This window comes from Leuconostoc rapi (assembly GCF_016908715.1).
Lineage (GTDB): Bacteria > Bacillota > Bacilli > Lactobacillales > Lactobacillaceae > Leuconostoc > Leuconostoc rapi.
The window spans coordinates 95,519-120,043 of sequence record NZ_JAFBEK010000002.1; the positions used below are offsets into that span (position 1 = coordinate 95,519).

Genomic DNA, 24,525 nt, shown 5'->3' on the forward strand with positions numbered 1-24,525 from the left:
GGTTATGTGTTACATGATACTTTGTCGGGTGAGTTAATCAACAAATTTAAACAAATGTTGCAAGAAATAAAAATACATGGTATACTACATCTTGTTGTGAAAGTGACAAATGGACAGCTAGCTCAGTTGGTAGAGCAACGGACTCTTAATCCGTGGGTCCAGGGTTCGAGCCCCTGGCTGTCCACTATCTTAAAAACCAATACAATTTGTGTTGGTTTTTTATTTTGGCTTAATATCATGCGTTTATGATGATAGTTAATGATCGCGCATCATGGTAAAATAAAAGGAAAAGAGGTTTATTATGAAAATCGCAGTTATTGGTGCAACAGGAAATGCGGGCAGTGCGATTACGGTTGAGGCAGTCAAGCGTGGTCATGAGGTGACCGCTTTTGTTCGCAAAACGGTTGAAATTAAAGATGTTAATACAGTAGTTAAAGATGTCTTTGATTTAACAGTTGATGATATTAAAGATTTTGATGTTGTTGTTAACACATTTGCAAACCACCAAAAACCAGAATTGATTTTAGATGCTGCCACCCACTTAATTCATCTCTTGCGCAATACAAAGGTACGTGGCGTTTTCATGTTAGGCGCCGCTTCACTTGAAAATGTGACGGGCAACCTACTACTTGAAGACTTAAAAGCTATTCCAGGTAGTGATGAATGGATTAATGAACCACAGCATGGTTTTTATGAACTTACATTTTTACGTTGGACAAAGGACGTGGACTGGGTGGGCTTTTCACCGCAAAGTAATTTTGTCGTTGGTGAAGGCACGAAATATGCATTAACGCATGATAAAATTGTACTAGACAGTGAAGGAAATTCGCATGTAACGACAGGGAACATGGCATTAGCTGTACTTGACGAACTTGAAACACCAACCACACATCAAGGTCGCTTATCGGTGGCAGATGCTGTTTAATAATGATAAATAATCGTTCACTGAAATGTCGTTCTAATGGTACAATTATGGTTAGGATACATGGAGGTTAAGGGTTATTTATGAATAAGGGACAGAAAATTATTGGGGCACTCATTTTAATTGGTGTGGTTGGCGCTGTTATTGGCTATTTGCCAATGAATAAAAATCAGCAAAGAAAGGTACAGCAGCCAGTTAAACAGTCTAAGTTAGGGCAAGCAGGCCATCAGTTACCCAAGGGCGCGGAGGCATCAGACTGGCAGTTACTTTTAGTTAACAAACAGCATATGCATAAAAAGGAAATTAATTTTAAAAAAGTCACAGTTGATACAAAACAATTGGATCAACGCATTGAACGGCCGTTAGCTGACTTTCGTGCTGGTGCAAAAAAAGCCGGTTATGCGACGACCCTCGTTTCAGGCTATCGTTCTATCGCGTATCAAACACAAATTTATGATCAATCAATTTCGCAGCATGAGGCAGATGGATTAGGTCAGTCAGAGGCAACTAAATTAACGCAAAGCGTGATTCAGACGCCGGGCTCCTCGGAGCATCAGACTGGGTTAGCAGTTGATTTAGCAGGAAATGATGCGGTGGCTAAGTATCCTGAATTAATGGCTCAGATGGATGAATTTAAATCACAACAATGGTTAATTCAACATGCACCAGATTATGGTTTTGTGTTACGCTATATGCGCGACCAAAAATCTGTGTCACAAACGGGCATAGATTATGAGTCATGGCATTTTCGTTATGTTGGTATCGAAAATGCTAAGTACATGACGAAGCATCATCTCACGCTAGAAGCATATGTTGATGAATTAAAAAAATCAGGTAAAATTTAGAACTGAAAATCAAGGTAATTTTTGATATACTGAGTATGTATTATAATTAATAGAAATTAGGAGAATTGGCATGATTGTATTATCAGGTACTATTGGCGCTGGCAAAACGAGTTTAACCGAAATGTTGGCGGATCATTTAGATTCAAAGGCATTTTATGAAAGTGTCGAGGATAATCCGATTTTGCCTTTGTTTTATGATAATCCTAAAAAATATGGTTTTTTATTGCAGATTTATTTCTTGAACAAACGTTTGTCACAAATAAAAGTTGCACAAGCATCTGGAAAAAATAATATTTTAGATCGTTCAATTTATGAAGATGCGTTACTATTTCAATTAACAGCTGATCTTGATCGTGCCACACAAACAGAAGTTGATATTTATAAGTCACTTGTGGATAATATGATGGCAGATATCGCTGGTGTGGCAGATATTAAGAATCCTGATTTACTCATTCATGTTCGTGTTAGTTTTGAGACAATGCTTGATCGCATTGAAAAGCGTGGTCGTTCATTTGAACAAATTGCTGGCAATCCCGGCTTGTATGATTATTATAAAGAACTTAATAAACGTTATGATGCTTGGTTTGAAGCGTATGACCGATCACCTAAAGTACAAATTGACGGTGACCAATTTGATTTTGTAATGGATGACAGTGCACGAGATCAAGTTCTAAATATGATTGACGCTAAACTGTTAGAAGTTAATGCTTAATAAAAGACGATGAGTGATTAACTCATCGTCTTTTATTAAAATATACATTGGAGGATAGACATGATAAAGTATGGTTTTATTGGCACAGGGAATATGGCACAGGCCATCATTACAGGGTTACTCAACAAGCATGTGCCAGCAAATAATATTGGCGTCACTTCGCCACGCTCAGCTGCCAAGTTAGCTGAAAAATTGGGCGTCGTTGCTTTGTCGACACAAGCACTTATTGATGAAAGTGATATGATCATCTTGGCTTTTTTGCCGAACCAATTAGAAAATGTAACAGCACAATTAGATTTCAAAGATAAACTTGTTGTGTCTGTTTTGGCAGGTGTGACGGTGGCACAATTGACGGCAACGACAGGTACGACACAAGTCGTTCGTACGTTACCTAATGTTAATGTTGCCATTAATCTTGGTGTGACAGCCTTTTCTCAAACGCAATTAACCTCAGAAAATAGTCAGGCCTTTCAAACATTTTCAACCTATCTGGGTGAAGGTGTTGCCCTAGACGAATCACAGTTTTCAGTTTTCTCAGCCATTGCTGGTTCAGGCCCAGCCTATGTGTTTAAATTTATTGATGCATTAGCAAAGGCTGGCGTTGCCAACGGGTTAGAGGCGACACTGGCAACAAAAATTGCGACACAAACTGTATTAGGCTCTGCCGAAACGTTAGCTGAATCATCACAAACAGCAGAAGAATTACAAGATTTGGTTGCCTCTCCAGGTGGGTCTACACGTGCTGGACTAGACGATTTTAGTGACCAAAATTTTGATGATATTGTATTACACGCTATTAAAGCAACCATCGCACATAAGCATTTATAATATAAATCGTTGTTAAAGCAAGCGTATAATTAATCGCTTGCTTTGACAGTAACTAATCTTGCTGGATTGCCTACTGCTGTGGTATGAATTGGGACATCGTTAATAACAACAGCATTAGCACCAACTTTACTGTAGCTGCCAAGTGTAATCGGTCCTAAAATCTGTGCATGAGCACCAATGAAAGTATGGTGCTCAACGTGGGGATGACGAGGGGCCTTTCTTGAACCTATTATACCGCGGGCGCCCAAAGTAACGCCGTGTAAAATAGTGACATCGTCTTCAATTACAGCAGTTTCTCCGATGACAACGCCAATACCGTGGTCTATAAAAACACGACGACCAATGATGGCACCGGGAGAAATGTTAATCCCTGTCCGTTTTGCGGACAAACGTGCCACAACAGCACTTAGTAAAAAGAAATGATGATTGTGTAACCAATGAGATACGCGGTGATAGGCTAACGCATGCAACCCAGGATACGTTAAAATCACACTTATCAAACTACGAGCGGCAGGATCTCTTTTTAGTATCGATTTAGCAGTACCAAACATATTTTTCTCCGTTATGAGTTGAGGTGTTCGAAACCGTTTTCTAAATCTAAAATAAGATCATCGATGTCTTCAACACCGACGGATAATCGAATCAATTCATCTTGAATGCCATTAGCTAGCCGTATTTCGCGAGGAATTGCACCATGGGTCATTTTTGCTGGGATTTCAATAAGGCTTTCTAAAGCACCTAAACTTTCGGCTAAGGTAATCAAATTTAAACTTTCAACAAATTGTTCTGGGTTAAGTCCGGCGCGCAATTCAAATGAAATCATTGCGCCAAAACCAGTCATTTGTTGTTTAACACGTGCAAAATCTGAACTATTGGGATCACCGGGAAAATAAATACGTGCAACTTGTGGTTTGGCATTGAGATAATCAAATATTGCCTGAGCATTTTGCTGGTGGCGTGTCATTCTCAAGGATAACGTTTTTATACCGCGTTGTAATAGCCAGCTTTCTTGTGGTGCTAAAATCGCACCAATCGCATTTTGTAAATAACCGATTTTATCACTCAATTGCGCGCTCTTGGTGACTACAAGACCAGCAATGAGGTCACTGTGGCCACCCAAATATTTTGAAGCACTGTGAACAACAATATCAACCCCTAAGGCAATAGGCCTTTGAATATAAGGTGTTGCAAAGGTGTTATCAACGATGCTTAATAGATGGTGTTGTTGCGCGATTTTGGCAACAGCTTCAATATCGGTAATTCGTAATAGTGGATTTGTGGGTGTTTCCAGATAAATAGCAGCTGTATTCTCTTGAATTGCTGATGTGATTGCGTTAGGGTCACGCGTGTCAACAATTGTAAATGTCATCCCCATACGTTTTAAAACGTTATCGATTAATCGGAAAGTGCCACCATAGACGTCGTCACCGACAATGATATGGTCACCATTTGAAAATAATGCAAATATGGTGCTGATTGCTGCTGAACCTGACGCAAATGCAAAGCCAGCGTGACCATTTTCAAGGTCTGCTATTAATTTTTCAACCGCTTCACGAGTGGGATTACCAGAACGGGAGTATTCGTATTGAGATGCGCCTATTTTATGTTGTTTGAATGTAGATGCCATGTGGATTGGTATGGACACGGCACCAGTTGTTTCATCGATACTAACACCGCCGTGAATAACTTTTGTATTAAATTTCATTTGTTATACCTCATTTCGAATAGATGTGATCGCTCATATAGCGTTCACTGCTGTCAGGAAAAATAGTGACAATGTTGCTGTTTTCAGGTAATGATTCAGCTAATTTTAAACTAGCAGCTAACGCTGCACCGCTGGAACTGCCAATGAAAAGGCCTAATTGTTTAGCTGCTTCACGTACTTGGTAAAAAGCATCATGATCACTGATTGTCATAATTTTCTGGATTGATAAATGATCAAAAAAAGGTGGCATGAATTCAACACCAATGCCTTCGGTGCGATGTGCGTGTGCAGGACCACCGGCTAAAATAGACCCTTCTGGTTCAACAACAATATTTTGAATCTGCTTGTCACGTGCATTTAAATATTTTGCAACACCAGCAAATGTACCACCACTACCAGCACCAGCTACAAACGCTGTTATTTTTTTACCGTTTAGATCTTGAATAATTTCGGGTGCAAGGGTTTGATAGTAGGTATCAGGATTAGCTGAATTAGCAAATTGCATAGGTAAATAGCTGTTTTCGATCTCTTGAGCTAATGCTTTTGCCTTGGTAATTGCACCAGTTATACCTTCGTTTGAGGGCGTATTAATGATTGTAGCGCCTAGTGCTTGCATTAATTGTTGTTTCTCATAGCTAAATTTTTCAGGTACGACAAGTATTGTTTTTAAATGGTGTTGCTGGGCAGCCAATGCTAAGCCGATACCTGTGTTACCGGCGGTGGGTTCAATAATCGTTGTACTAGCGTTAATAAGATGTCGATTAAAACCATCTGCAATGAGAAATTGACCTAAACGATCTTTGATACTACCGCCAGGATTGAACATCTCAAGCTTTGCAAAAATATGACTGTGATTTGGTATGTCTAGTTGTAAATCAATTAAAGGTGTGTGACCGATAAGTTGAGATATCTGTGTAATATACATCAATACGCCTCCTTTAAGGCAAACAAAAAGCGTGTAAATTCTTGAGAATCTACACGCTTTCGACAGTTTAACGTACTTAAAATGCACTTAACTATTTGGTTCAATGAACCAAAAGGCCATGCTTAACAAGCAGTACAACATCGAAAACGTGTTGTACTGCAGCAAGTCATTTGCATTGTTAAGTGCACTGGTGTCATATCGAACTCCTAAACTTTAATTAATATTAGATTACTATACATTTGTTAGTAAGTCAATTGTTGACTTGTTTCATTTTCATGCCCAATCACCAGAACGAAAAACAGGAACCGTTTTACCATCGTGTGTCACACCATCAATCGTCATGTCAGATGAACCAATCATGAAATCAACATGGACATCTGACACGTTCCAACCGTGTTGCGCCAAGTCTTCTGGTTTATCAGTTTTGCCACCAGTGATATTGGAAGCATAGGCTGCACCGATTGCCAAGTGATCAGAAGCATTTTCGTCAAATAGGGTATTGTAAAATAGCACGCCCCCCTGGGCAATAGGCGAGGGATCTGGTACAAGGGAAACTTCACCAAGTGATTTTGAGCCATCGTCGGTAGCAATTAATTTTTCTAAAACGTCTAGACCCTTTGTGGCTGTTGCTTTTACAATCTTACCATCTTCAAAATCTAATGCGATATTCTCAATTAAGTTTCCTTGATAAGATAGTGGTAAAGTTGCTGCGACATGACCATTGATATTGCGATTATCTGGCGCGGTAAATACCTCTTCTGTTGGCATATTTGGAATAAAAATGTTACCAGCTTTATCATGCGAAAAAGCCGCTTCCCAAATATGACCGGTTGCTAGGCCAATAGTAAAATCTGATTTGTCGTTTTTGTAGTGTAATTCTTTGAAATTCTGCCCATTTAGCCAATCGGCTTTTTCTTTAAGGTGTTCGATATGAGTCGTCCAATTTTCAAGTGCATCTGATTTATCATCTACGCGGACATCCTTTAAAATTTCTGCCCATAAACGTTCAACTGCGTCAGTTCCGTGTAAATCGGGAAATACTTTCTCTGCCCATTTTTGACCAGCAGCAGCGACAACTAGCCATGAAATATCATCTTTCATGGTAGCTTCTCTTATACGGCCTAGGGCTTTTTGTTTGGATTTTGTGAACGTATCAAGCCGTGTAGGATCAACATTTGACAAACCATCTGGATCTTGCGATACAAGAGAAATGCGTGATGCGTAATTATCCATCAGTTCATTTGCCTTTGCGACTTCATAGGCGGGAATGTTTTCTAAACGTTCAGCAGGTGTATATGTTAGAAAATCTTCTGTCATCTTTTGATCAGACCATTCTAACACAACTTCTCGGGCACCAGCTTGATAAGCTGCGTGAACAATTTTACGAGCAAAGTATGCCTCATCAACAGCTGCGTATAAAATAATTGTTTGACCAGGTTGAACGTTTACGCCACGTTTGATGATGAGATCCGCATATTTATCTAATTTTGACTCTAATGACATGTTATCTATTATGTTAGATATATTTATAAATCTAACATATTCCTCCATAAAATTTTAATGATGAGTTAATTATCTCATGAAAAGTTAACGTCTTCAAGTTGTCAATCATGTAAATGATTGATTTGTGATATAAGATTAATATAATAAGCGCGCGAATGAGTTATAAATTTTGTATAATGGATATTATGATGAAAAATTCTGTAATCACACAAAAAAACAACACAAAAAAATCGTTATCATTCCTGACTTGGCTTTTGATTATTGGTGGCATTGTCGCTACTGGTATAATATGGCTTTTTGCTAAACCAATTTTACCAGTGGTTGATACGACACCGCCTGGCTTTTCAGTGCAAGGTGTGGCAATTAACCAAACCTCTGGTTATGTTGATTATCATAATTTGACATCGAATGGTATTGATTTTACATACTTGCGCGCGACAACGGGTGCTTCTTTTGCTGACGACGACTATCAATCGAATTACGATCGCGCATCCACAGCTAAACTAAAAGTCGGTAGTATACAAGTTTATGATTCAAGTACCAATGCCGATACACAAGCGCAATATTTTATTGATAAAGTTGGCGATAAAATAGGACAATTGCCGATTGCTATTTATGTCACACAAGATCAAGTGGTCACGCAAGATAGTAAAGAACGTTTAGCAGTGTTAATACAGACATTGACTGCACATTATGATAAAGCAGTTGTCATATATACCACTTCTGATGTACAGAAACAACTCACCTCAACCATTTCACATACAAAATATTGGTTGATTAGTAGTCACGCCAATGATAAAAAGGCGACCAATCAGTTTATTCAGTACAGTGAAGATCATACGATAGGAACGGGTTTGAAAGCAATTAAGATGCCAACTAGTGTCTTTAATGGCACAGAAAAGGAATTTGAGGAAATAAAATGATTAAATTTGGTGTTATTGGAACCAATTGGATTACAAAAATGTTTATTGAAGCAGCATATAAAACTGGCGAATATGAACTCACAAAAATTTATTCTCGTACGGAAGAACGGGGGGAAGCATTTTTAAATACCTTGGTAGTTGATGATGTGGATATTGTGACAACATTGAGTGACTTATACACAGATATTGATGTCGTTTACATTGCTTCGCCTAATGCATTTCATTTTGAACAATCAAAAGTAGCCATTGCAGCGGGTGTGCATGTAATTGTTGAAAAACCAACAACAAGTAACCCAACAGAATTTAGTGAAATTGAACGGGTCTTAGCTTTACATCCTGAAGTGCGCTATTTTGAAGCTGCGCGTCATATACATCAACCTAATTTTAAGCTCATTCAACAAACAATGGGTGAATTTACACAACTACAAGGTGCAACGCTTGTTTATCAAAAATATTCTTCACGTTATGATGCCTATTTGGCAGGTGAAGAACCTAATGTATTGACCCGTACCTATAGTGGTGGTGCGCTATATGATCTTGGCGTTTATCCAATCTATGCCGCCATTGCGCTGTTTGGGGCACCACGTGCTGTACAATATTTACCAACGTTACTTACTAATGGTGCTGATGGCAAAGGTACGGCCAACCTGTTTTATGATGACTTTAATGTCACGTTATTATTTGGTAAAAGTGCTAACTCTTATTTACCAAGTGAAATTTATGGATTAAAAGAAACCCTGTCAATATCAAACATCGCTGAATTAGAGACAGTGACATATTATGATGGTGATGGGCAACAGGATGATATCGGGCAAAAACCTGATGCTAATCCTATGATTCATGAAGCGCAAGACTTTGCGGACGTGATTAACGATCCTATCGGTAACCACATGAGATATAGTCAATGGTTTCAGCTTGCCAAGCAGGTCAACCAAACATTATTTGACTTACGTTCGTCGGCGAATATTGTATTTCCGGCTGATCAGAAAGATTATTAATTGATGACAATTAAAGAAGAATTACAAGATAAGTTTAAGACAAATTTCGAAAATCCTACGCCAATACAAGATGCTGTATGGGAACGATTTGCAAATGGTGAGAGCATTTTTGGTCTAGCACCAACGGGGACAGGGAAGACGCTTGCGTTTATATTACCCTTATTATCACGCATCGATGCACATGCGAAGCGTACACAAGTATTAATTTTAGCACCGAGTCAAGAACTGGCGATGCAAACAACAGCTGTCGCACGCGAATGGGGTGCACTGGTTGGTGTTTCAGTGGCGAGCCTAATCGGTGGCGCTAATGGTCGACGTCAGGCAGATAAGTTAAAAAAAGAAAAACCACATATCGTTATTGGTACACTTGGACGCGTATTAACAATGGTTGAGGGCGGCGTGTTAAAACTAAATACCATTCAAACAGTTGTTTTTGATGAAGCGGATGAGATGCTGACCGATGAACGTCATGAGAGTTTACAAACGTTAGCTGACCAGCTCCCAACAAGTGTACAACTTGGCCTATTTTCTGCTACTTCGGGTGTTGATTTAAAATATGTTTTCGATACGTTTCATCAAGAAGTGCGGCTAATTTCAGTAGGAACAGATGCACCCGCAACAATTAAACACGAATTCCAATATGTTGATCAAAAGGCCAAGTCAAATATACTGATTCAATTAGCGCGACATAACCAGCAAGCCTTAGTTTTTTTCAATACAATTAGTGCTTTGGTGAGTATGCAGGCAACCTTGCAACATGCACATGTTAGTGTCATGAGTATTGGTAGTAATGACAAGCGTCAAGTGCAGCGTGCTGATGCATTACGCCTTTTCAAAAAAGGTGAGGTTGCTTTGTTATTAGTAACCGATGTTGCTGCACGTGGGCTAGATATCGAAGATTTGCCATTAGTTATTAATGCGCAAATACCACAAAGTAAAAAAACTTACGTTCATCGTACAGGCCGCACGGGCCGTATGGGTAAAGCGGGGCAGGTGTTAAATCTTGGGAATGACCATGACATTAGAAATCTGAAACGCGAGCTAGGAGACGACTTTGAATTAAGCAAGGTAGCTAATTTATATGCTGATGAGGTGAAGCAGCATAACAATGTAGAAAAAAATACGGTAAGTGATAGTAATCACTCTCAAAACAATGAAACCGATGTGGCAACTAAAAAAATAAGTGAACGACGTGTTTCAAAACCGCAGACAACAAAAATAGCATCAACACATGTGGCAGATGTTGTTGATAAACCAAAAAAGAAAAAACGTTTGAAATCATCTAAGGACAAAGGAAAGCCCAAATGGGCGACTAAACGTGAAAATAAGTGAGGCTTATTTTAAAATATAATAGTGTGATTTGCAACGATGGCTTTATCAGAAAAAGCAATAATCCCGTTTATTTTTGTCTAGCGGTATTATTGCTTTTTCATTTTTTATCGTGTCAGAAATATGGGAGGACTTTATATTATAAGTTCAAAAGTAATGTTATTCTTGATTACTATAAATATTATTTCGAAATATAAGTATTATTTTTATTTTTTTTCCAAAGGGATGCTAATACGGAACCTGAAATATTATGCCAAACAGAGAACATGACGGCAGCTATTGCTGATGCTGGGTTGAAAAACGAAATTGCCAATGTGGATGCTAGCGCAGAATCTTGCATACCAACTTCAAATGTGATAGCCTTTTGTTGCGGCAGGTCCATTTTCATTAACTTGGAAAATCCATAACCTAGTGTATAGCCTAATAAGTTATGCAAAATAACAACAGGCACCAGAACTAATGTTGAAACCGCTAGTACTGTTTTAGCGTTTGCTGATAAAACGGCTAGAATAATTACTAAGATAGCTATTTGCGATATCAGCGGCATGATATCAATAATTTTTTGTACATGCTGTTTAAAAATTGTGTGTACAATAACGCCTAATAAGATTGGTACGACAACAATTTGGAATGCTGAAAAAAACATCGATTCGAAAGGTACATTAACCCATTTTCCAGCGAGTAATTTCAGTAGTGTTGGCATCATGATGGGTGCTACTAATGTTGAGAGTAGACCAATTGAAACATCTAAAGCGACATCTCCTCCAGATAAAAAAGACATAACATTCGAAGAAGTTCCAGATGGTGCCGAACCAACCAATATGACCCCTACTGCGGCAGGTCCGCTTAGTCCAAACAAATGTACTAAACCAAATGCAATGAGCGGCATAATAATGTAGTGTGCGACTGTACCCAAAATAACTTGTAGAGGGTTACGGGCAACCCGTTTAAAATCGACAGGAGACAAAGTAATACCCATACCAAATAAAACAATCATTAGTAAGATTGAGACTGATGATAGGTGTCCGATTTTTGTTGTAGCTAGGCTGGTACCGGGTCCTGGGACTAAAATAGCAACTACAGCAACTAAGATAACAAATAGTGTAAAAAATTTGGTTAAAAAGTTGGTAATTTCTTTGATGGTTTTCATAATTATCTTCTCTTTCAAAGTGATTATTATTGTATTATGGCGTTTATTTATTAATAAGAGGACAATTAATTATGTATGCCCAAAGCCATTTTGGCATAACGGGTCATTTTAGCTGTTGTCCATGCAGGTTCCCAGACGAGGTTGATGTTAACACGAGTAATTTCCTCTATGGTAATTAACGCATCGGTAATCATTTTATCTAAGATAGTAGTTAATGGGCACCTCATTGTGGTTAATGTTAATTTAACGGTGGCAGTGCCATCATTATCTATTGCCAAACCGTACACTAAACCAAGATTTATAATGTCACAACGTAACTCAGGATCAACGACTTGGGATAATGCAGTTAGCATACGATCTTCTAGATGTTCTGTGGTATTTTCATATTAAAGTGCACCTTATATGATGATCTAGCTTGGGAAAAGTTCAGCAGCGCCTTTTAGTACAGCGCCAGTATTAGCGGAAGTAACCAAAGCTTGGTAGCGAGCCATCCATCCGTTTCGTATTTTAGGGACAAACGGCTTTAAACATGACCGGCGTATTGTTAATTCATCATCAGGAACATGCAAATTAATTGTACGATTAATTAGGTCAATCGTAATATTGTCACCATCTGTAACTAGAGCGATTGGGCCACCATCAGCAGCTTCTGGACTAATATGTCCAACCGAAATACCACGTGAAGCACCGGAAAATCGACCATCAGTCACTAGAGCAACATCTTTACCTAGTCCCATCCCAGTAATAGCTGAAGTAGGTCCTAACATTTCAGGCATTCCAGGTCCTCCCTTCGGCCCTTCATAGCGAATGACTAGAACGTGACCAGCGTGAATTTTACCAGCATCGATAGCCTCTACAGCATCTGTTTCTGAGTCGAAAACAATAGCTTGTCCAGTAAATGTTGTAATAGAAGAATCAACACCACCTGCTTTGATAACAGAACCTTTTGGTGCTAAATTACCATACAGTATAGATAAACCACCTTGTTTAGAGTAGGGATTGACATCAAATTTGCGAATAATATCATCATTTAATATTTTATGTTCAGCAACATTTTCGCGTATTGTTTTGCCTGTGACAGTCATACGATCAGGATTTAGAACATTTCCCATACGAATAAGCTCGTTCATAATTGCGGGAACACCACCAGCTTCATGAACATCCTCCATTGCCCATTTTGATGAAGGGGCAATTTTTGACAAGTAAGGCACTTTTTCAGCAATTTTGTTAATATCAGATTGGTCATATGAAATACCTGCTTCATGAGCGATGGATAATAGATGTAATACGGTATTTGTTGATCCACCCATTGCCATATCAAGTGCCATTGAATCATCTAGGGCTTCTTTTGTGATCAAATCCCTAGGTTTAACGTTTTCACGTACCATACGCATCAATTGTCTAGCGCCTTCTCGAACTAAATCACGACGTTCTTCAGAAATTGCTAAAGCTGTACCATTGTATGGTAGCGCAATACCCATCATCTCCATTAACGTATTCATAGAGTTGGCTGTAAACATGCCAGCACATGAACCACAGGTGGGACATGCATTTTGTTCTAACTGTAAAAATTCTTCTTCAGACATTGAACCAGACTTAAAAGCACCAACGGCTTCAAACATAGAAGATAAGGTTGTTGCTTTACCATGAGCGTCTAATCCAGCCTTCATTGGACCACCAGAGACAAAGATAGAAGGAACGTTACAACGTAACGAGGCCATGATCATACCGGGTGTAATTTTATCGCAATTGGGCATGAAAAAAACGCCGTCAAACCAGTGAGCGGTAATCATAGTTTCAGCTGAATCTGCGATAATTTCACGAGATGGCAGTGAATAACGCATACCGAGATGGCCCATAGCAATGCCGTCGTCAACACCAATAGTATTAAATTCAAAAGGAATACCACCAGCATCTCGGATAGCTTGTTTTGCGACATCAGCTAGTTCACGTAAATGAACATGTCCTGGAACAATTTCTACATAAGAATTGCAGATTGCAATAAAAGGTTTTTTCATGTCCTCTTGACTTGTTACTTGTCCAGTTGCGTATAATAGGGAACGTGCGGGTGCCTGATGAATTCCTAACTTTATATTATCTGATCTTTTTTTGATATCATCGGTACCAATATTGAAAGAAAAGGTGTTAGCCATATTTGTAATCTCTCCTAATTCTAATTTTTAGATAGCTTAATTATATAAAGACTCAGTTAATCGTCAAGCTATTATTCCAATTCTATATTATTATGAGAAAACATATTGAAATATAATAAAAAAATAAAATGTTTGACATTTAAATATTATAGTAATATAATTAATCAATAAATAGTTTGATTGGAAATACACAAACATGAATAATACTTATCAGCCAAATAATCAAAATAATATTCTCGTCCTACTTGTCATTACAAGGTGAGTAGGCATTTTTAGTGGTTGTCTACTCGTAAAAAACGGTAGGCAGTTGGGAAGTATTGTTGTTAACACCCTAACTGGTATAGCAGTTAGGGTGTTTTTTGTATAAATAATTAAGGAGTGACTGTGAAAATGATAGACATTAAAAAATTTATTGATGCTAGAAAACAATTAAAATTATCACAAGTTACCTTATCTGATGGTATTTGCACACAAGCGACGCTATCAAAACTTGAAAATCATCAGCAAATACCTGCTTTTGATATTATGGTGGCCTTGTGTGAGCGGTTGGGTATTACTTTAAATGATATTTTTCCGATAAAAATTAGTAAACGGCAAAACGAGGATTTATTATGTCATGCGGTGACATCACTTGGTTATCAAAATCTGTCAGATTTTGATAAATACATGTATAATTTGGATGGACAACTTTTAGGTATATTCGAAGTTGGAAAATATCAAATCATGCAATATTTTGCAGCTGTGATTTGGCGAAAAGATGATAGGCAAGCAAAACGATTAATTAAACAAATTGATATTGGGAGCTTATCATTAGCGCAGCAGTATGCTTTTTACGCCGTTACATTACACTATTATTATCATTTGGGTAGATTAGATGCAGCACAAGAAATATTTGAGGATCTCAAAAAATACAAACAGATGATTTTGTCTGGGAAGTATTCAATATTTCACGCAATAACAATGTATTTATTGTCACAATATCAGCTGTTAGTTAAAAATTATAGGTATGCAATGACGCTTGCTGCCGAAGCAATTGACCAAGCTGCCAAGAATAACAGTACATATTTTTTGGATAATTTATTTTGGTTAATGATTGAAGCTAATGATACTTGGGAAAGCCAATCGTTTGTGGTTAATGAAATGATTAAAAATGCGCGTGTGATTGCCAAAATGCATGGTAACGAAGAAATTTTAAATAAAATTGAACAACGACAAGGGGTAAAATAGGGATGACAACGTTGAAAATAGCAGATTTACATGTTTCAGTTGCGGAAAAAGAAATTTTAAAAGGTGTTAACTTGACCGTTAACACCGGGGAAATTCATGCGATTATGGGACCAAATGGCACAGGAAAATCGACACTATCACAAACCATTATGGGGCACCCGGCATATCAAGTAACGTCTGGTCATATTTATCTGGACGATCAAGACTTGTCAGAAATGTCAGTCGATCAACGTGCACGCGCTGGATTGTTTTTAGCCATGCAGTATCCGTCAGAAATCCAAGGTGTGACTAATGCTGAATTTATGCGTGCTGCAATTAACGCACGGCGTGCTGAAGATGATCAAATTAATATTATGACCTTTATTCAACAACTAGATGAAAAACGTGAATTCTTGTCAATGACAGAAGAAATGGCGGAACGTTACTTAAATGAAGGGTTTTCTGGTGGTGAAAAAAAACGAAATGAAATTTTACAAATGATGATGATTGCGCCCAAAATTGCTATTTTAGATGAAATCGACTCAGGTTTAGACATCGATGCGCTAAAAGTTGTTTCTAGAGGCGTTAATCATATGCGATCAAGTGATTTTGGCACACTAATGATCACGCATTATCAACGTCTACTAGATTACATTATTCCCGACTTTGTTCATGTGATGATGGACGGTAAAATTGTGAAAACGGGAGGTGCCGAGCTGGCTAAGAAGCTTGAAGCAGAGGGTTACAAAGGGTTACGAGATGAGCTTGGACTAGATATCACTTTGACGGACGAAGACGCTGATAATGCCATTTTGGGGGCACAATATGATCGATAGTAAGAGCATAAACGCTTTACCAATGCCTATTTTTGCTAAGGTGAGATATGGTGCTTGGTCATTAGATGAGATGACACCGGCTTTAGAGTTTACAAATCGTGGGTATTTTAATCAAGAAGAATTGGGTATTAAAGTTAGTGGACAATCAACAACATACAGCAAGTTAACTGATGATCTGATTAGACAAGGTGTTATTTTGATGAGTATGCAAAATGCACAGCAACAACATCAGCAATTGGTAGAGCAGTTAATTGGTAGTGTGATATCGAATAATTCGGACCGCTTGACGGCTCAGAATTTCAATGCTTTTAACACGGGTATTTTTCTCTATATTCCAGATAACACGCAAATCAAGCAGGTGTTGCATCTGACACTCAATCATCTATCGGTGACTGGAAAAGACTTCATTGCTCGGATTTTTGTTTACGTTGGTCAAAATGTAACGGTCGATATTATGCAAAATATACGTAGTGCTGACTTAGAAAAATCTAAAGCGTCAGTAGTGATTGAAGTTTTAGCAGCAACAGGGGCTAAAATAAACTATGCCAATGTTGACGCTTTTTCACAGAAAACAACTGGTTATATTAACAGACAAGCCAATGTCAGCGACCATGCTACGATTGATTGGTCTAATGTATCATTTAACGATGGGAATGTGATTACAAAGTTAGAGAGTCAATTAAATGGTGAGGGGGCAGTATCACATGTTGGCGTGATTGCACTAACACATGCAAAACAGACACAAGGGTTAGTGACGGCGGTTCGTAATACAGGTCGGCATTCTGTGGGACATATTTTTCAACGTGGGGTTATTTTGAATCGTTCCGCCTTGATTTTCAATGGTATAGGACGCATTATTAAGGGTGCAAAGGGGTCTGATGCCCAACAGGAATCACGCGTATTGATGCTATCTCACCACGCACGTGGCGAAGCAAATCCGTTACTTTTAATTGATGAGAATGATGTGACGGCAGGCCATGCGGCTTCGATTGGTCGTGTTGATGAGCAACAAATGTATTATCTAATGAGCCGTGGATTAACCGAAAAAGTGGCAAGAAAATTGATTATTCGTGGTTTTATGGGAGAAGTTTTGGCAAAAATGCCTACAAAGGCAGCACGGCAAGCTGTAATGGATGAGATCGAGAGGAAATTACAATATGAGGGAAATTAAACATGACTTTCCAGTATTGGATCAAGTTGTTAACCAAAAACCTATGATTTATTTAGATAGTGCAGCGACTTCTCAAAAGCCGCAGCAGGTGATTGATGCCATTGCAAATTATTATGAACAAGATAATGCGAATGTGCATCGTGGTATTTATGAACTATCTCAACGTGCGACTCAGCTATATGAGGCGGCTCGTGACAAGGTACAGTATTTTATTCATGCGCATCAACGTGAGGAAATTTTATTTACTCGAGGGACCACTGAATCAATTAATTGGATAGCCAGCACATATGGTGTTGATAATGTTCATCAAGGGGATGAAATTGTTATTTCCTATATGGAACATCATTCAAATATTGTTCCTTGGCAACAGTTGGCCAAGCGTGTTGGCGCAACTTTAAAATATATTGGATTAAACTCGGATGGCACATTAGATATGGCAGATGCTGCAGTTCAAATTACTGATAAGACTAAAATTGTATCAATTGCGCATGCCTCAAATGTTCTGGGCGTTGTTAATCCGATTAAAGCACTGGCCAATTTAGCGCATCGAAAAAATGCTGTAATTGTTGTGGACGGCGCGCAATCTACACCACATATGGCTATTGATGTACAGGCACTATCGGCTGATTTTTTCGCGTTTTCAGGACATAAGATGATGGGCCCGATGGGTATTGGTGTTTTGTATGGTAAAAAATCAATCTTAGAAAATATGAAACCTGTGCAATTTGGTGGAGAAATGATTGAATTTGTCTCCTTGCACGATGCAACTTTTCAACCATTACCTTGGCGTTTTGAAGCAGGCACACCTAACGTAGCTGGCGCAATTGGATTGGGGGCCGCAATTGATTATTTGACAAAAATTGGTATGTCAGAGATAAATCAACAGGAACATGATTTAGTAGCTTATGCATTACCTAGATTAAAAAATATTACGGGTGTGACGATTTATGGTCCACAAAGTATTTCAGAACATACGGCTGTCATTGCCTTTAATGTTGCCGGTATACATGCTCATGATATGGCTACAGCATTGGATCAAGAAGGTATTGAAGTGAGAGCTGGACATCATTGTGCACAACCACTAATGCGTTATTTAGACCAGACGGCTACTGTACGTGTGAGTTTATATATTTATAATACAACTGCAGAAATTGATCGGTTAGTAGCAACAATAAAAAAAATAAAGGACTATTTTCAAAATGGCTTTACATAACTTAGACAATTTATACCGACAAGCCATTATGAGCTATGCCCAAAATCCACATCATTTTCATCCTGTAACAGCAAAAGATCAATATGCTGTCAAAAAATATAACCCAACTTGTGGGGATGTTATTGAAATAGCCATGACAATGAATGATCAAGTGATCGCGGATATCCATTTTGATGGTGATGGTTGTGCTATTTCTAAGGCATCTGCTTCAATAATGACAGATTTAGTTTTGAACAAAACACTGTCTGAAGCACAAAATATAATATCTGAATTTTCTAAAATGGCAATTGGTGACGTGCATGATCAATTATTATTAGGTGAGGCAGAATTATTAGCTGGTGTGACAAAATTTCCAGCACGTATCAAGTGTGCAACGCTAGCGTGGCATACACTTGACGAACTTATGGTAGGCAAAAAATAATAGGGGGCATGGGTGATGGAAGTTGAACGACAAGCAGCGCTTGAGCGTACGAAAGCAGCAATTAACGTTAACAAAGCCAAGGAGTTAGGGTTTCAAGATGATTATCAAGCCGTATTTTCAACAGGAAAAGGATTAAACGAAACAATTATTCGCCAAATATCAGCTAAGAAGAAAGAACCACAATGGATGTTAGACTACCGCTTGCAAGCCTATCAGACCTATTTAGATATGCCAATGCAAACATGGGGACCAGATCTAAGTGCTATTAATTTTGATGATATTTATTATTATAATAAACCAACGAATGATAAATATCGTGATTGGGATGATGTACCTGCTGAACTCAAGGCGACTTTTGAGCGTCTAGGTGTACCAGAAGCTGAGCGTAAATGGTTAGCAGGGTCGTCAGCGCAATATGAGTCCGAGGTTGTTTACCATAGAATGAAAGCGGAATTTGAAAAAACCGGTATTATCTTCACAGACACGGATACCGCAGTTCAAGAATATCCAGAATTAGTTCAAGCGTACTTTGGGTCTTTAGTAAAGCCAACAAACAATAAAATGGCGGCGCTGAATTCAGCAGCGTGGTCGGGTGGCACTTTTATTTATGTGCCGAAGGGTGTTCGCGTGACAACACCTATTCAATCATATTTTAGAATTAATACCGAAAATGAAGGTCAGTTTGAACGTACATTGATTATTGTTGATGAAGGCGCACATGTTGATTATGTTGAGGGGTGCTCGGCACCAATGTATTCAGGTGACGCACTACATGCAGCGGTTGTTGAAGTGATTGTTAAAAAAGATGCTTATTGCCGTTATACAACGATACAAAACTGGTCGAATAATGTTTATTCATTGGAAACAAAACGTGCAGCAGCACATGAAAATGCCACAATGGAATGGGTTGATGGTAATTTTGGTTCAAAAACAACTATGAAGTACCCGTCGGTTTATTTAGAAGGGGAAGGCGCACGGGGGACAATGCTGTCTATTGCAGTTGCAGGTTCAGGAGTCCATTTGGATTCGGGTGCGCAGATGATTCATCATGCGAAAAACACATCATCATCCATTATTTCAAAATCTATTGCTCATGATGGTGGGGTGACAGATTATCGCGGTACAGTTAAATTTGGGCGGGAATCAGATGGTTCATTTGCCCATGTAGAGTGTGACACAATTCTAGTGGATGATCAGTCTTCTGCAGATACCATACCTTATAACACGATATTAAATGGTAATGTGTCAATGGAACATGAGGCTAAAGTATCGCGTGTATCAGAGGAACAACTTTATTATTTGATGACGCGAGGCATTTCAGCCGAAAAGGCGACTGAAATGATTGTTATGGGCTTTATTGAACCATTTACCAAGGAACTACCAATGGAATATGCAGTAGAATTGAATCGTTTAATGAAGTTTGAAATGGTGGGGTCGGTAGGATAATGATGCAATCGGAATTAGAAGATAAAATAATGGCAACCTTAACAAACGTTATTGACCCGGAGTTACGGATTGATATTGTTAATTTGGGTTTGATTAATCACATTGAGATGGCATCAAATGGGGACTTAACCATAAATATGACACTAACTACGATGGGTTGTCCATTAACAGGCGTTTTAGAAGAAATGATTATAAACGCATTAAAAATCATACCAGAAGTCAAGACAACCAAAATTGAACTCGCATGGGAACCAGCTTGGGGCATCGATAGAATGTCGCGATACGCAAAAATGGCATTAGGATTATAAAAAGACTGAATTATATAAAATTGGCATATATTTTAAAAATTGATTGATGTTGTTTTATGAAAACATTATGATTAAATTATTAAATAAAAAGGAAATAATACACATGAGAAATAAAGTGAAAAAAATGACATCAATTAAAAATACAGTCCTTCTCCTTAACCTGCTCAGAAAACCCTAGCAAGTTAAGCTTTTAAAGCTGGTTGTTAGGTGGTTATCTAACGACTGGTGTGATAAAGGATGTGTATTAAATCCCGAACTAGTCTGACAAGACTGGTCCGGGATTTTTAATTTTAGGAGAGAATTATGACAAATCAAATAACTTTTTATGATACAACAATGCGTGATGGTGAACAAACAATCGGCGTTAACTTTTCAATTGAAGAAAAGATTGAAATCGCAAAAGGGCTAGATAATTATGGTGTTGCAGCAATTGAGGCAGGATTTCCTGCAGCTTCTCAAAAAGATTTTGAAGAAGTGAAAAGAATTGCAGAAGTTGTGGAGAAAGCCAAAGTTGTTGGTTTAGCACGTATGGTCAGAAATGATATTAATGCAGTTATTGAGGCAACCAAGGACGCAAAACAGCCAATGATTCATGTGTTCATTGCCACATCACCAATTCATCGCAAATTTAAATTGCACATGACTAAAAAAGAGATATTAGACAAAATTAAATCAGATGTGACTTTCACGAAGCAATATATCCAAGATATTGTGTTCTCACCTGAAGATGCCACACGAACTGAACCTGGATTTTTGGTAGCCAGCGTGCAAACAGCTATTGACACTGGTGCAACAATGATTAACATACCAGACACAGTTGGTTATGATACGCCAGAAGAATACGGTGAAGTCTTTGAAAACTTGCGTCAAAATATTATTGGCTTTGACACAGTTGGTTGGTCCACACATACGCATAATGATTTGGGTATGGCAACAGCCAATGCTTTGGCAGGCATTGAACATGGTGCAACAGAAATTCAGGGCACAATTAATGGCATTGGTGAACGCGCCGGAAATGTTGACATGATTGAAGCGGCAGCAGCCATTCGTGTGCGTCATGAAAAGTTTAATGCGAAAACAGATATTGTTTTATCTCAGTCAAAAGCTATTTCTGACATTGTGGCACGCGCAACCCACATGCCAGTTGCCGCTAATAAACCAATTATGGGACGAAACGCATTTGCACATGAGTCTGGTATTCATCAAGATGGGTATTTAAAAAATCCAGAAACGTATGAAATATTGAAGCCGGAAATGGTTGGTGTTACAGCATCCTTGCCTCTGGGTAAACTGTCAGGGTCACATGCTGTCATGTCAAAATTAAACCACTTAGGATATGATATAACACGTGATGATATGGCAGTCGTTTTCCCGATTTTTAAGTCAATTGCTGAAGAATCTGATTTGATTACAGATGAGCAATTAAAGCAGATTATGCAAATTGTTGCGGGAAAAGAAATGGTGGGAAATCAATCATGACTGCAGTTAAAAAAATAGTCGTGTTGAAAGGTGATTATATTGGTCCGGAAATCATGACAGCAGGGTTAGCAGTATTAGACGCTGCGACAAAAGATACAACATTTTCTTATGAACTAATAGATGCACCGTTTGGCGGAGATGGTATCGACCGTGCCGGAGACCCACTACCACAAGCCACTATTGATATGTTAAAACAAGCTGATGCAGTCCTACTAAGTGCAATTGGTGGGCCGAAATGGGATAATGCGTCACGCCGTCCAGAACAAGGGTTACTAGAAATGAGATCAAGCCTCAACCTGTTTGCTAACATTAGGCCAACAAAGGTCACGCAAGCACAAATTGACCGTTCACCACTGAAACCAGAGTATGTTGAAAATACGGATTTTGTCATCGTTCGGGAGCTAACATCAGGTGCGTATTTTGGCAGGCCACGTAAACTCGAAGCGCATCAAGCCATTGATACGATGTATTACAGTGAAAAAGAAGTGACTCGTATTATGCATAAAGGCTTCAAGATGGCTCAAAAGCGGCGTCAACATGTCACCATTGTTGATAAGTCAAATGTCTTAGCGACATCAAAGTTTTGGCGAAAGATTGCTAATGAAGTTAGCAAAAGTTATCCGGATGTGACAGTTGACTATTACTATGTGGATGCGATGACAATGGCTATTATGTCAAAACCTGCAACATTTGATGTTGTGATTATACCTAATTTGTTTGGGGACATTTTAAGTGATGAAGCAGCACAAATTACAGGCTCAATCGGTCAAATTCCTTCAATGTCCGTTGGTGAAAGCGGTCCAAATTTGTATGAACCAATTCACGGTTCAGCACCTGATATTGCTGGTCAAGGCATTGCTAATCCCATTTCTATGGTGAATACGGTAGCTATGATGTTAATGGAAAGCTTTGATGAAAAAAGGATTGCCAATAAAATGACACAAGCAGTAGACTACATTATTGAAAACCACTATGTGACACCAGACATGGGTGGCACGATGACGACCGATGAAGTCACACAAAAAATGGTTGATTACATAAAAAATGATGAATCGGCGGATATAAAATGAGCAAAACACTATTTGATAAAATATGGGAAAAACACGTCATTACTGGGGGAATTGGTGAAGCACAACTGATTTATGTGGATTTGCATTTGGTACATGAGGTGACCTCGCCTCAACCTTTTGACGGATTAAGAAATACAAATCGGCGTGTTAGACGGCCCGATTTAACGTTTGCAACCATGGATCATAATGTGCCAACGAAAGATATATTTAATGTACAAGATCAAATGTCTCGATTACAGATGGACACGTTAGTTAAAAACACAAAAGAATTTAATGTGCCATTAGCATCAATTGGTGATGACAAGCAAGGCATTGTGCATGTTGTGGGACCTGAACGTGGTCTCACACAGCCTGCCAAAGTAATTGTCTGTGGGGATTCACATACAGCAACTCATGGTGCGTTTGGCGCAATTGCCTTTGGCATTGGTACTTCCGAAGTCGAGCACGTGTTAGCGACCCAAACGATTTGGCAGGTTAAACCAAAAACCATGGGGATTAAGGTGACTGGGAAGCTGCCTACAAATACATACGCCAAAGATATTATCATGGGCATCATTGCTAAGTATGGCGTGTCATTTGGGGTTGGTTATGCGATTGAATTTTACGGAGAAACTGTTCAAAACCTTTCAATGGAGGCTCGTATGACGATGTGTAATATGTCAATTGAAGCTGGTTCAAGAACTGGTATGGTACAACCAGATCAAACGACCTTTGATTATGTTGAAGGTCGTGAACAAGCACCGAAAGACTTTGGAGCTGCTAAAAGTTACTGGTCACAATTCTACACAGATGATGAAAGTGATTTTGATGAGACGTTGACCTTTGATGTGTCAAATTTGAAACCGATGGTGACATGGGGAACAAATCCAGGCATGGCCACACCTGTTGATCAATTTTTGCCAGAAATCAAGGATGATAATGATGCAAACGCTTATGACTATATTGGTTTGCATCCCAATATGAAGCCTGTTGACATTAATTTGGATTACATTTTCATTGGCTCATGTACGAACAGCCGTTATGAAGATCTTGAAATTGCTGCGAATATGATGAAAGGACATCATTTAGCACCCAATGTCACTGCGTGGATCGTGCCAGGTAGTCGGGCCATTCGAAATCGTGCAATTAAATCGGGCATTGCTAAAATATTTGAGGACGCTGGTTGTGAATGGCGTGAACCAGGATGCTCAGCATGCTTGGCAATGAACCCAGACAAAATTCCGGCAGGGAAACATGTTGCGTCAACATCAAATAGAAACTTCATTGGACGCCAAGGTGTGGGATCAAGAACGCATTTGGCTTCTCCAGCTATGGTTGCTGCAGCAGGGATTGCTGGTCACTTCGTTGATATTACGACAGATGAATTTGTATAGGGGAATAAT

24 protein-coding genes and 1 tRNA gene are annotated in these 24,525 nt (G+C 38.7%); 18 read left to right on the plus strand and 7 right to left on the minus strand.

The genetic code is table 11. The features are described 5' to 3' along the window. Positions 1-111 precede the first annotated feature (111 nt). The 5 genes from JOD28_RS02800 (at position 112) to proC (ending at position 3,307) form a co-directional block, all read left to right on the plus strand. Positions 112-184 (plus strand) — tRNA-Lys (locus JOD28_RS02800). A gap of 117 nt (positions 185-301) precedes the next feature. Next, positions 302-925, plus strand: a complete 624-nt coding sequence (locus tag JOD28_RS02805; protein WP_204769371.1) for an NAD(P)-dependent oxidoreductase — start codon at positions 302-304, stop codon at positions 923-925. An 80-nt stretch (positions 926-1,005) separates the two neighbouring features. Next, complete coding sequence (locus JOD28_RS02810; protein WP_204769372.1) at positions 1,006-1,767, plus strand: M15 family metallopeptidase; 762 nt, start codon at positions 1,006-1,008, stop codon at positions 1,765-1,767. Positions 1,768-1,837: 70 nt separating this feature from the next. Then, entirely contained in the window at positions 1,838-2,479 is a 642-nt protein-coding gene (locus tag JOD28_RS02815) for a deoxynucleoside kinase (protein ID WP_204769373.1), read from the plus strand. Positions 2,480-2,539: 60 nt separating this feature from the next. Next, the gene (gene proC, locus JOD28_RS02820) at positions 2,540-3,307 is read left to right on the plus strand and encodes a pyrroline-5-carboxylate reductase (RefSeq protein ID WP_204769374.1); all 768 of its coding nucleotides are present in this window, start codon (positions 2,540-2,542) and stop codon (positions 3,305-3,307) included. Between the two features lie 29 nt (positions 3,308-3,336). Here the strand turns inward: proC and epsC are convergent, their stop codons facing one another. The 4 genes from epsC to JOD28_RS02840 form a co-directional block, all read right to left on the minus strand. Then, on the minus strand, positions 3,337-3,858 hold the full coding sequence (gene epsC / locus JOD28_RS02825; protein WP_204769375.1) for a serine O-acetyltransferase EpsC: 522 nt from the start codon (positions 3,856-3,858) through the stop codon (positions 3,337-3,339). A gap of 11 nt (positions 3,859-3,869) precedes the next feature. Further along, positions 3,870-5,012, minus strand: coding sequence for a trans-sulfuration enzyme family protein (locus JOD28_RS02830; protein WP_204769376.1), 1,143 nt, complete (start codon positions 5,010-5,012; stop codon positions 3,870-3,872). 10 nt (positions 5,013-5,022) lie between these two features. After that, entirely contained in the window at positions 5,023-5,937 is a 915-nt protein-coding gene (locus JOD28_RS02835) for a PLP-dependent cysteine synthase family protein (protein ID WP_204769377.1), read from the minus strand. Positions 5,938-6,210: 273 nt separating this feature from the next. Then, positions 6,211-7,440 carry an aminopeptidase gene (locus JOD28_RS02840; RefSeq protein ID WP_204769378.1) on the minus strand — a complete coding sequence of 410 codons (1,230 nt, stop codon included), beginning with the start codon at positions 7,438-7,440 and terminating at the stop codon, positions 6,211-6,213. 176 nt (positions 7,441-7,616) lie between these two features. Between JOD28_RS02840 and JOD28_RS02845 the strand changes: the two genes are divergently transcribed. Genes JOD28_RS02845 through JOD28_RS02855 form a run of 3 tightly spaced genes read left to right on the plus strand, consistent with a single transcriptional unit; the run spans position 7,617 to position 10,693 of the window. Further along, positions 7,617-8,363, plus strand: a complete 747-nt coding sequence (locus JOD28_RS02845) for a GH25 family lysozyme (RefSeq protein ID WP_204769379.1) — start codon at positions 7,617-7,619, stop codon at positions 8,361-8,363. Then, a complete protein-coding gene (locus tag JOD28_RS02850) occupies positions 8,360-9,361 on the plus strand; it encodes a Gfo/Idh/MocA family protein (protein WP_204769380.1) in 1,002 nt (333 codons plus the stop codon). Before JOD28_RS02845 ends, JOD28_RS02850 begins: the two co-directional genes overlap by 4 nt. Before the next feature lie 3 nt (positions 9,362-9,364). Next, complete coding sequence (locus JOD28_RS02855) at positions 9,365-10,693, plus strand: DEAD/DEAH box helicase (RefSeq protein ID WP_204769381.1); 1,329 nt, start codon at positions 9,365-9,367, stop codon at positions 10,691-10,693. Positions 10,694-10,871: 178 nt separating this feature from the next. Here the strand turns inward: JOD28_RS02855 and JOD28_RS02860 are convergent, their stop codons facing one another. The 3 genes from JOD28_RS02860 to ilvD form a co-directional block, all read right to left on the minus strand. Beyond that, positions 10,872-11,840, minus strand: a complete 969-nt coding sequence (locus JOD28_RS02860) for a bile acid:sodium symporter family protein (RefSeq protein WP_204769382.1) — start codon at positions 11,838-11,840, stop codon at positions 10,872-10,874. 65 nt (positions 11,841-11,905) lie between these two features. Continuing rightward, entirely contained in the window at positions 11,906-12,193 is a 288-nt protein-coding gene (locus JOD28_RS02865) for a metal-sulfur cluster assembly factor (RefSeq protein ID WP_204769383.1), read from the minus strand. A 57-nt stretch (positions 12,194-12,250) separates the two neighbouring features. Continuing rightward, the gene (gene ilvD, locus JOD28_RS02870; RefSeq protein ID WP_204769384.1) at positions 12,251-13,993 is read right to left on the minus strand and encodes a dihydroxy-acid dehydratase; all 1,743 of its coding nucleotides are present in this window, start codon (positions 13,991-13,993) and stop codon (positions 12,251-12,253) included. Positions 13,994-14,383: 390 nt separating this feature from the next. On the opposite strand from ilvD, the gene JOD28_RS02875 reads away from it, so the two are divergent. The 10 genes from JOD28_RS02875 to leuC all read left to right on the plus strand — a co-directional run bounded on the left by JOD28_RS02875 (position 14,384) and on the right by leuC (position 24,516). Continuing rightward, entirely contained in the window at positions 14,384-15,220 is an 837-nt protein-coding gene (locus JOD28_RS02875) for a helix-turn-helix domain-containing protein (RefSeq protein WP_204769385.1), read from the plus strand. Positions 15,221-15,222: 2 nt separating this feature from the next. Further along, positions 15,223-16,035 carry a Fe-S cluster assembly ATPase SufC gene (gene sufC, locus JOD28_RS02880; protein ID WP_204769386.1) on the plus strand — a complete coding sequence of 271 codons (813 nt, stop codon included), beginning with the start codon at positions 15,223-15,225 and terminating at the stop codon, positions 16,033-16,035. Beyond that, positions 16,025-17,206 carry a Fe-S cluster assembly protein SufD gene (gene sufD / locus JOD28_RS02885; protein ID WP_204769387.1) on the plus strand — a complete coding sequence of 394 codons (1,182 nt, stop codon included), beginning with the start codon at positions 16,025-16,027 and terminating at the stop codon, positions 17,204-17,206. The genes sufC and sufD overlap by 11 nt, the downstream gene beginning before the upstream one ends. Beyond that, positions 17,193-18,419, plus strand: coding sequence for a cysteine desulfurase (locus JOD28_RS02890; RefSeq protein ID WP_204769388.1), 1,227 nt, complete (start codon positions 17,193-17,195; stop codon positions 18,417-18,419). The genes sufD and JOD28_RS02890 overlap by 14 nt, the downstream gene beginning before the upstream one ends. Next, on the plus strand, positions 18,406-18,840 hold the full coding sequence (gene sufU, locus JOD28_RS02895; protein ID WP_204769389.1) for a Fe-S cluster assembly sulfur transfer protein SufU: 435 nt from the start codon (positions 18,406-18,408) through the stop codon (positions 18,838-18,840). Before JOD28_RS02890 ends, sufU begins: the two co-directional genes overlap by 14 nt. A 15-nt stretch (positions 18,841-18,855) precedes the next feature. Then, positions 18,856-20,286 (plus strand): Fe-S cluster assembly protein SufB, encoded by a 1,431-nt coding sequence (sufB, locus tag JOD28_RS02900; RefSeq protein ID WP_239531055.1) that lies wholly within the window; start codon positions 18,856-18,858, stop codon positions 20,284-20,286. Between the two features lie 2 nt (positions 20,287-20,288). Next, a complete protein-coding gene (locus JOD28_RS02905; protein WP_204769557.1) occupies positions 20,289-20,594 on the plus strand; it encodes a metal-sulfur cluster assembly factor in 306 nt (101 codons plus the stop codon). 303 nt (positions 20,595-20,897) lie between these two features. After that, a complete protein-coding gene (locus JOD28_RS02910; protein ID WP_204769390.1) occupies positions 20,898-22,073 on the plus strand; it encodes a 2-isopropylmalate synthase in 1,176 nt (391 codons plus the stop codon). Next, the gene (leuB, locus tag JOD28_RS02915; protein ID WP_204769391.1) at positions 22,070-23,143 is read left to right on the plus strand and encodes a 3-isopropylmalate dehydrogenase; all 1,074 of its coding nucleotides are present in this window, start codon (positions 22,070-22,072) and stop codon (positions 23,141-23,143) included. The genes JOD28_RS02910 and leuB overlap by 4 nt, the downstream gene beginning before the upstream one ends. Beyond that, entirely contained in the window at positions 23,140-24,516 is a 1,377-nt protein-coding gene (gene leuC, locus JOD28_RS02920; protein WP_204769392.1) for a 3-isopropylmalate dehydratase large subunit, read from the plus strand. The genes leuB and leuC overlap by 4 nt, the downstream gene beginning before the upstream one ends. Positions 24,517-24,525: the final 9 nt, after the last annotated feature.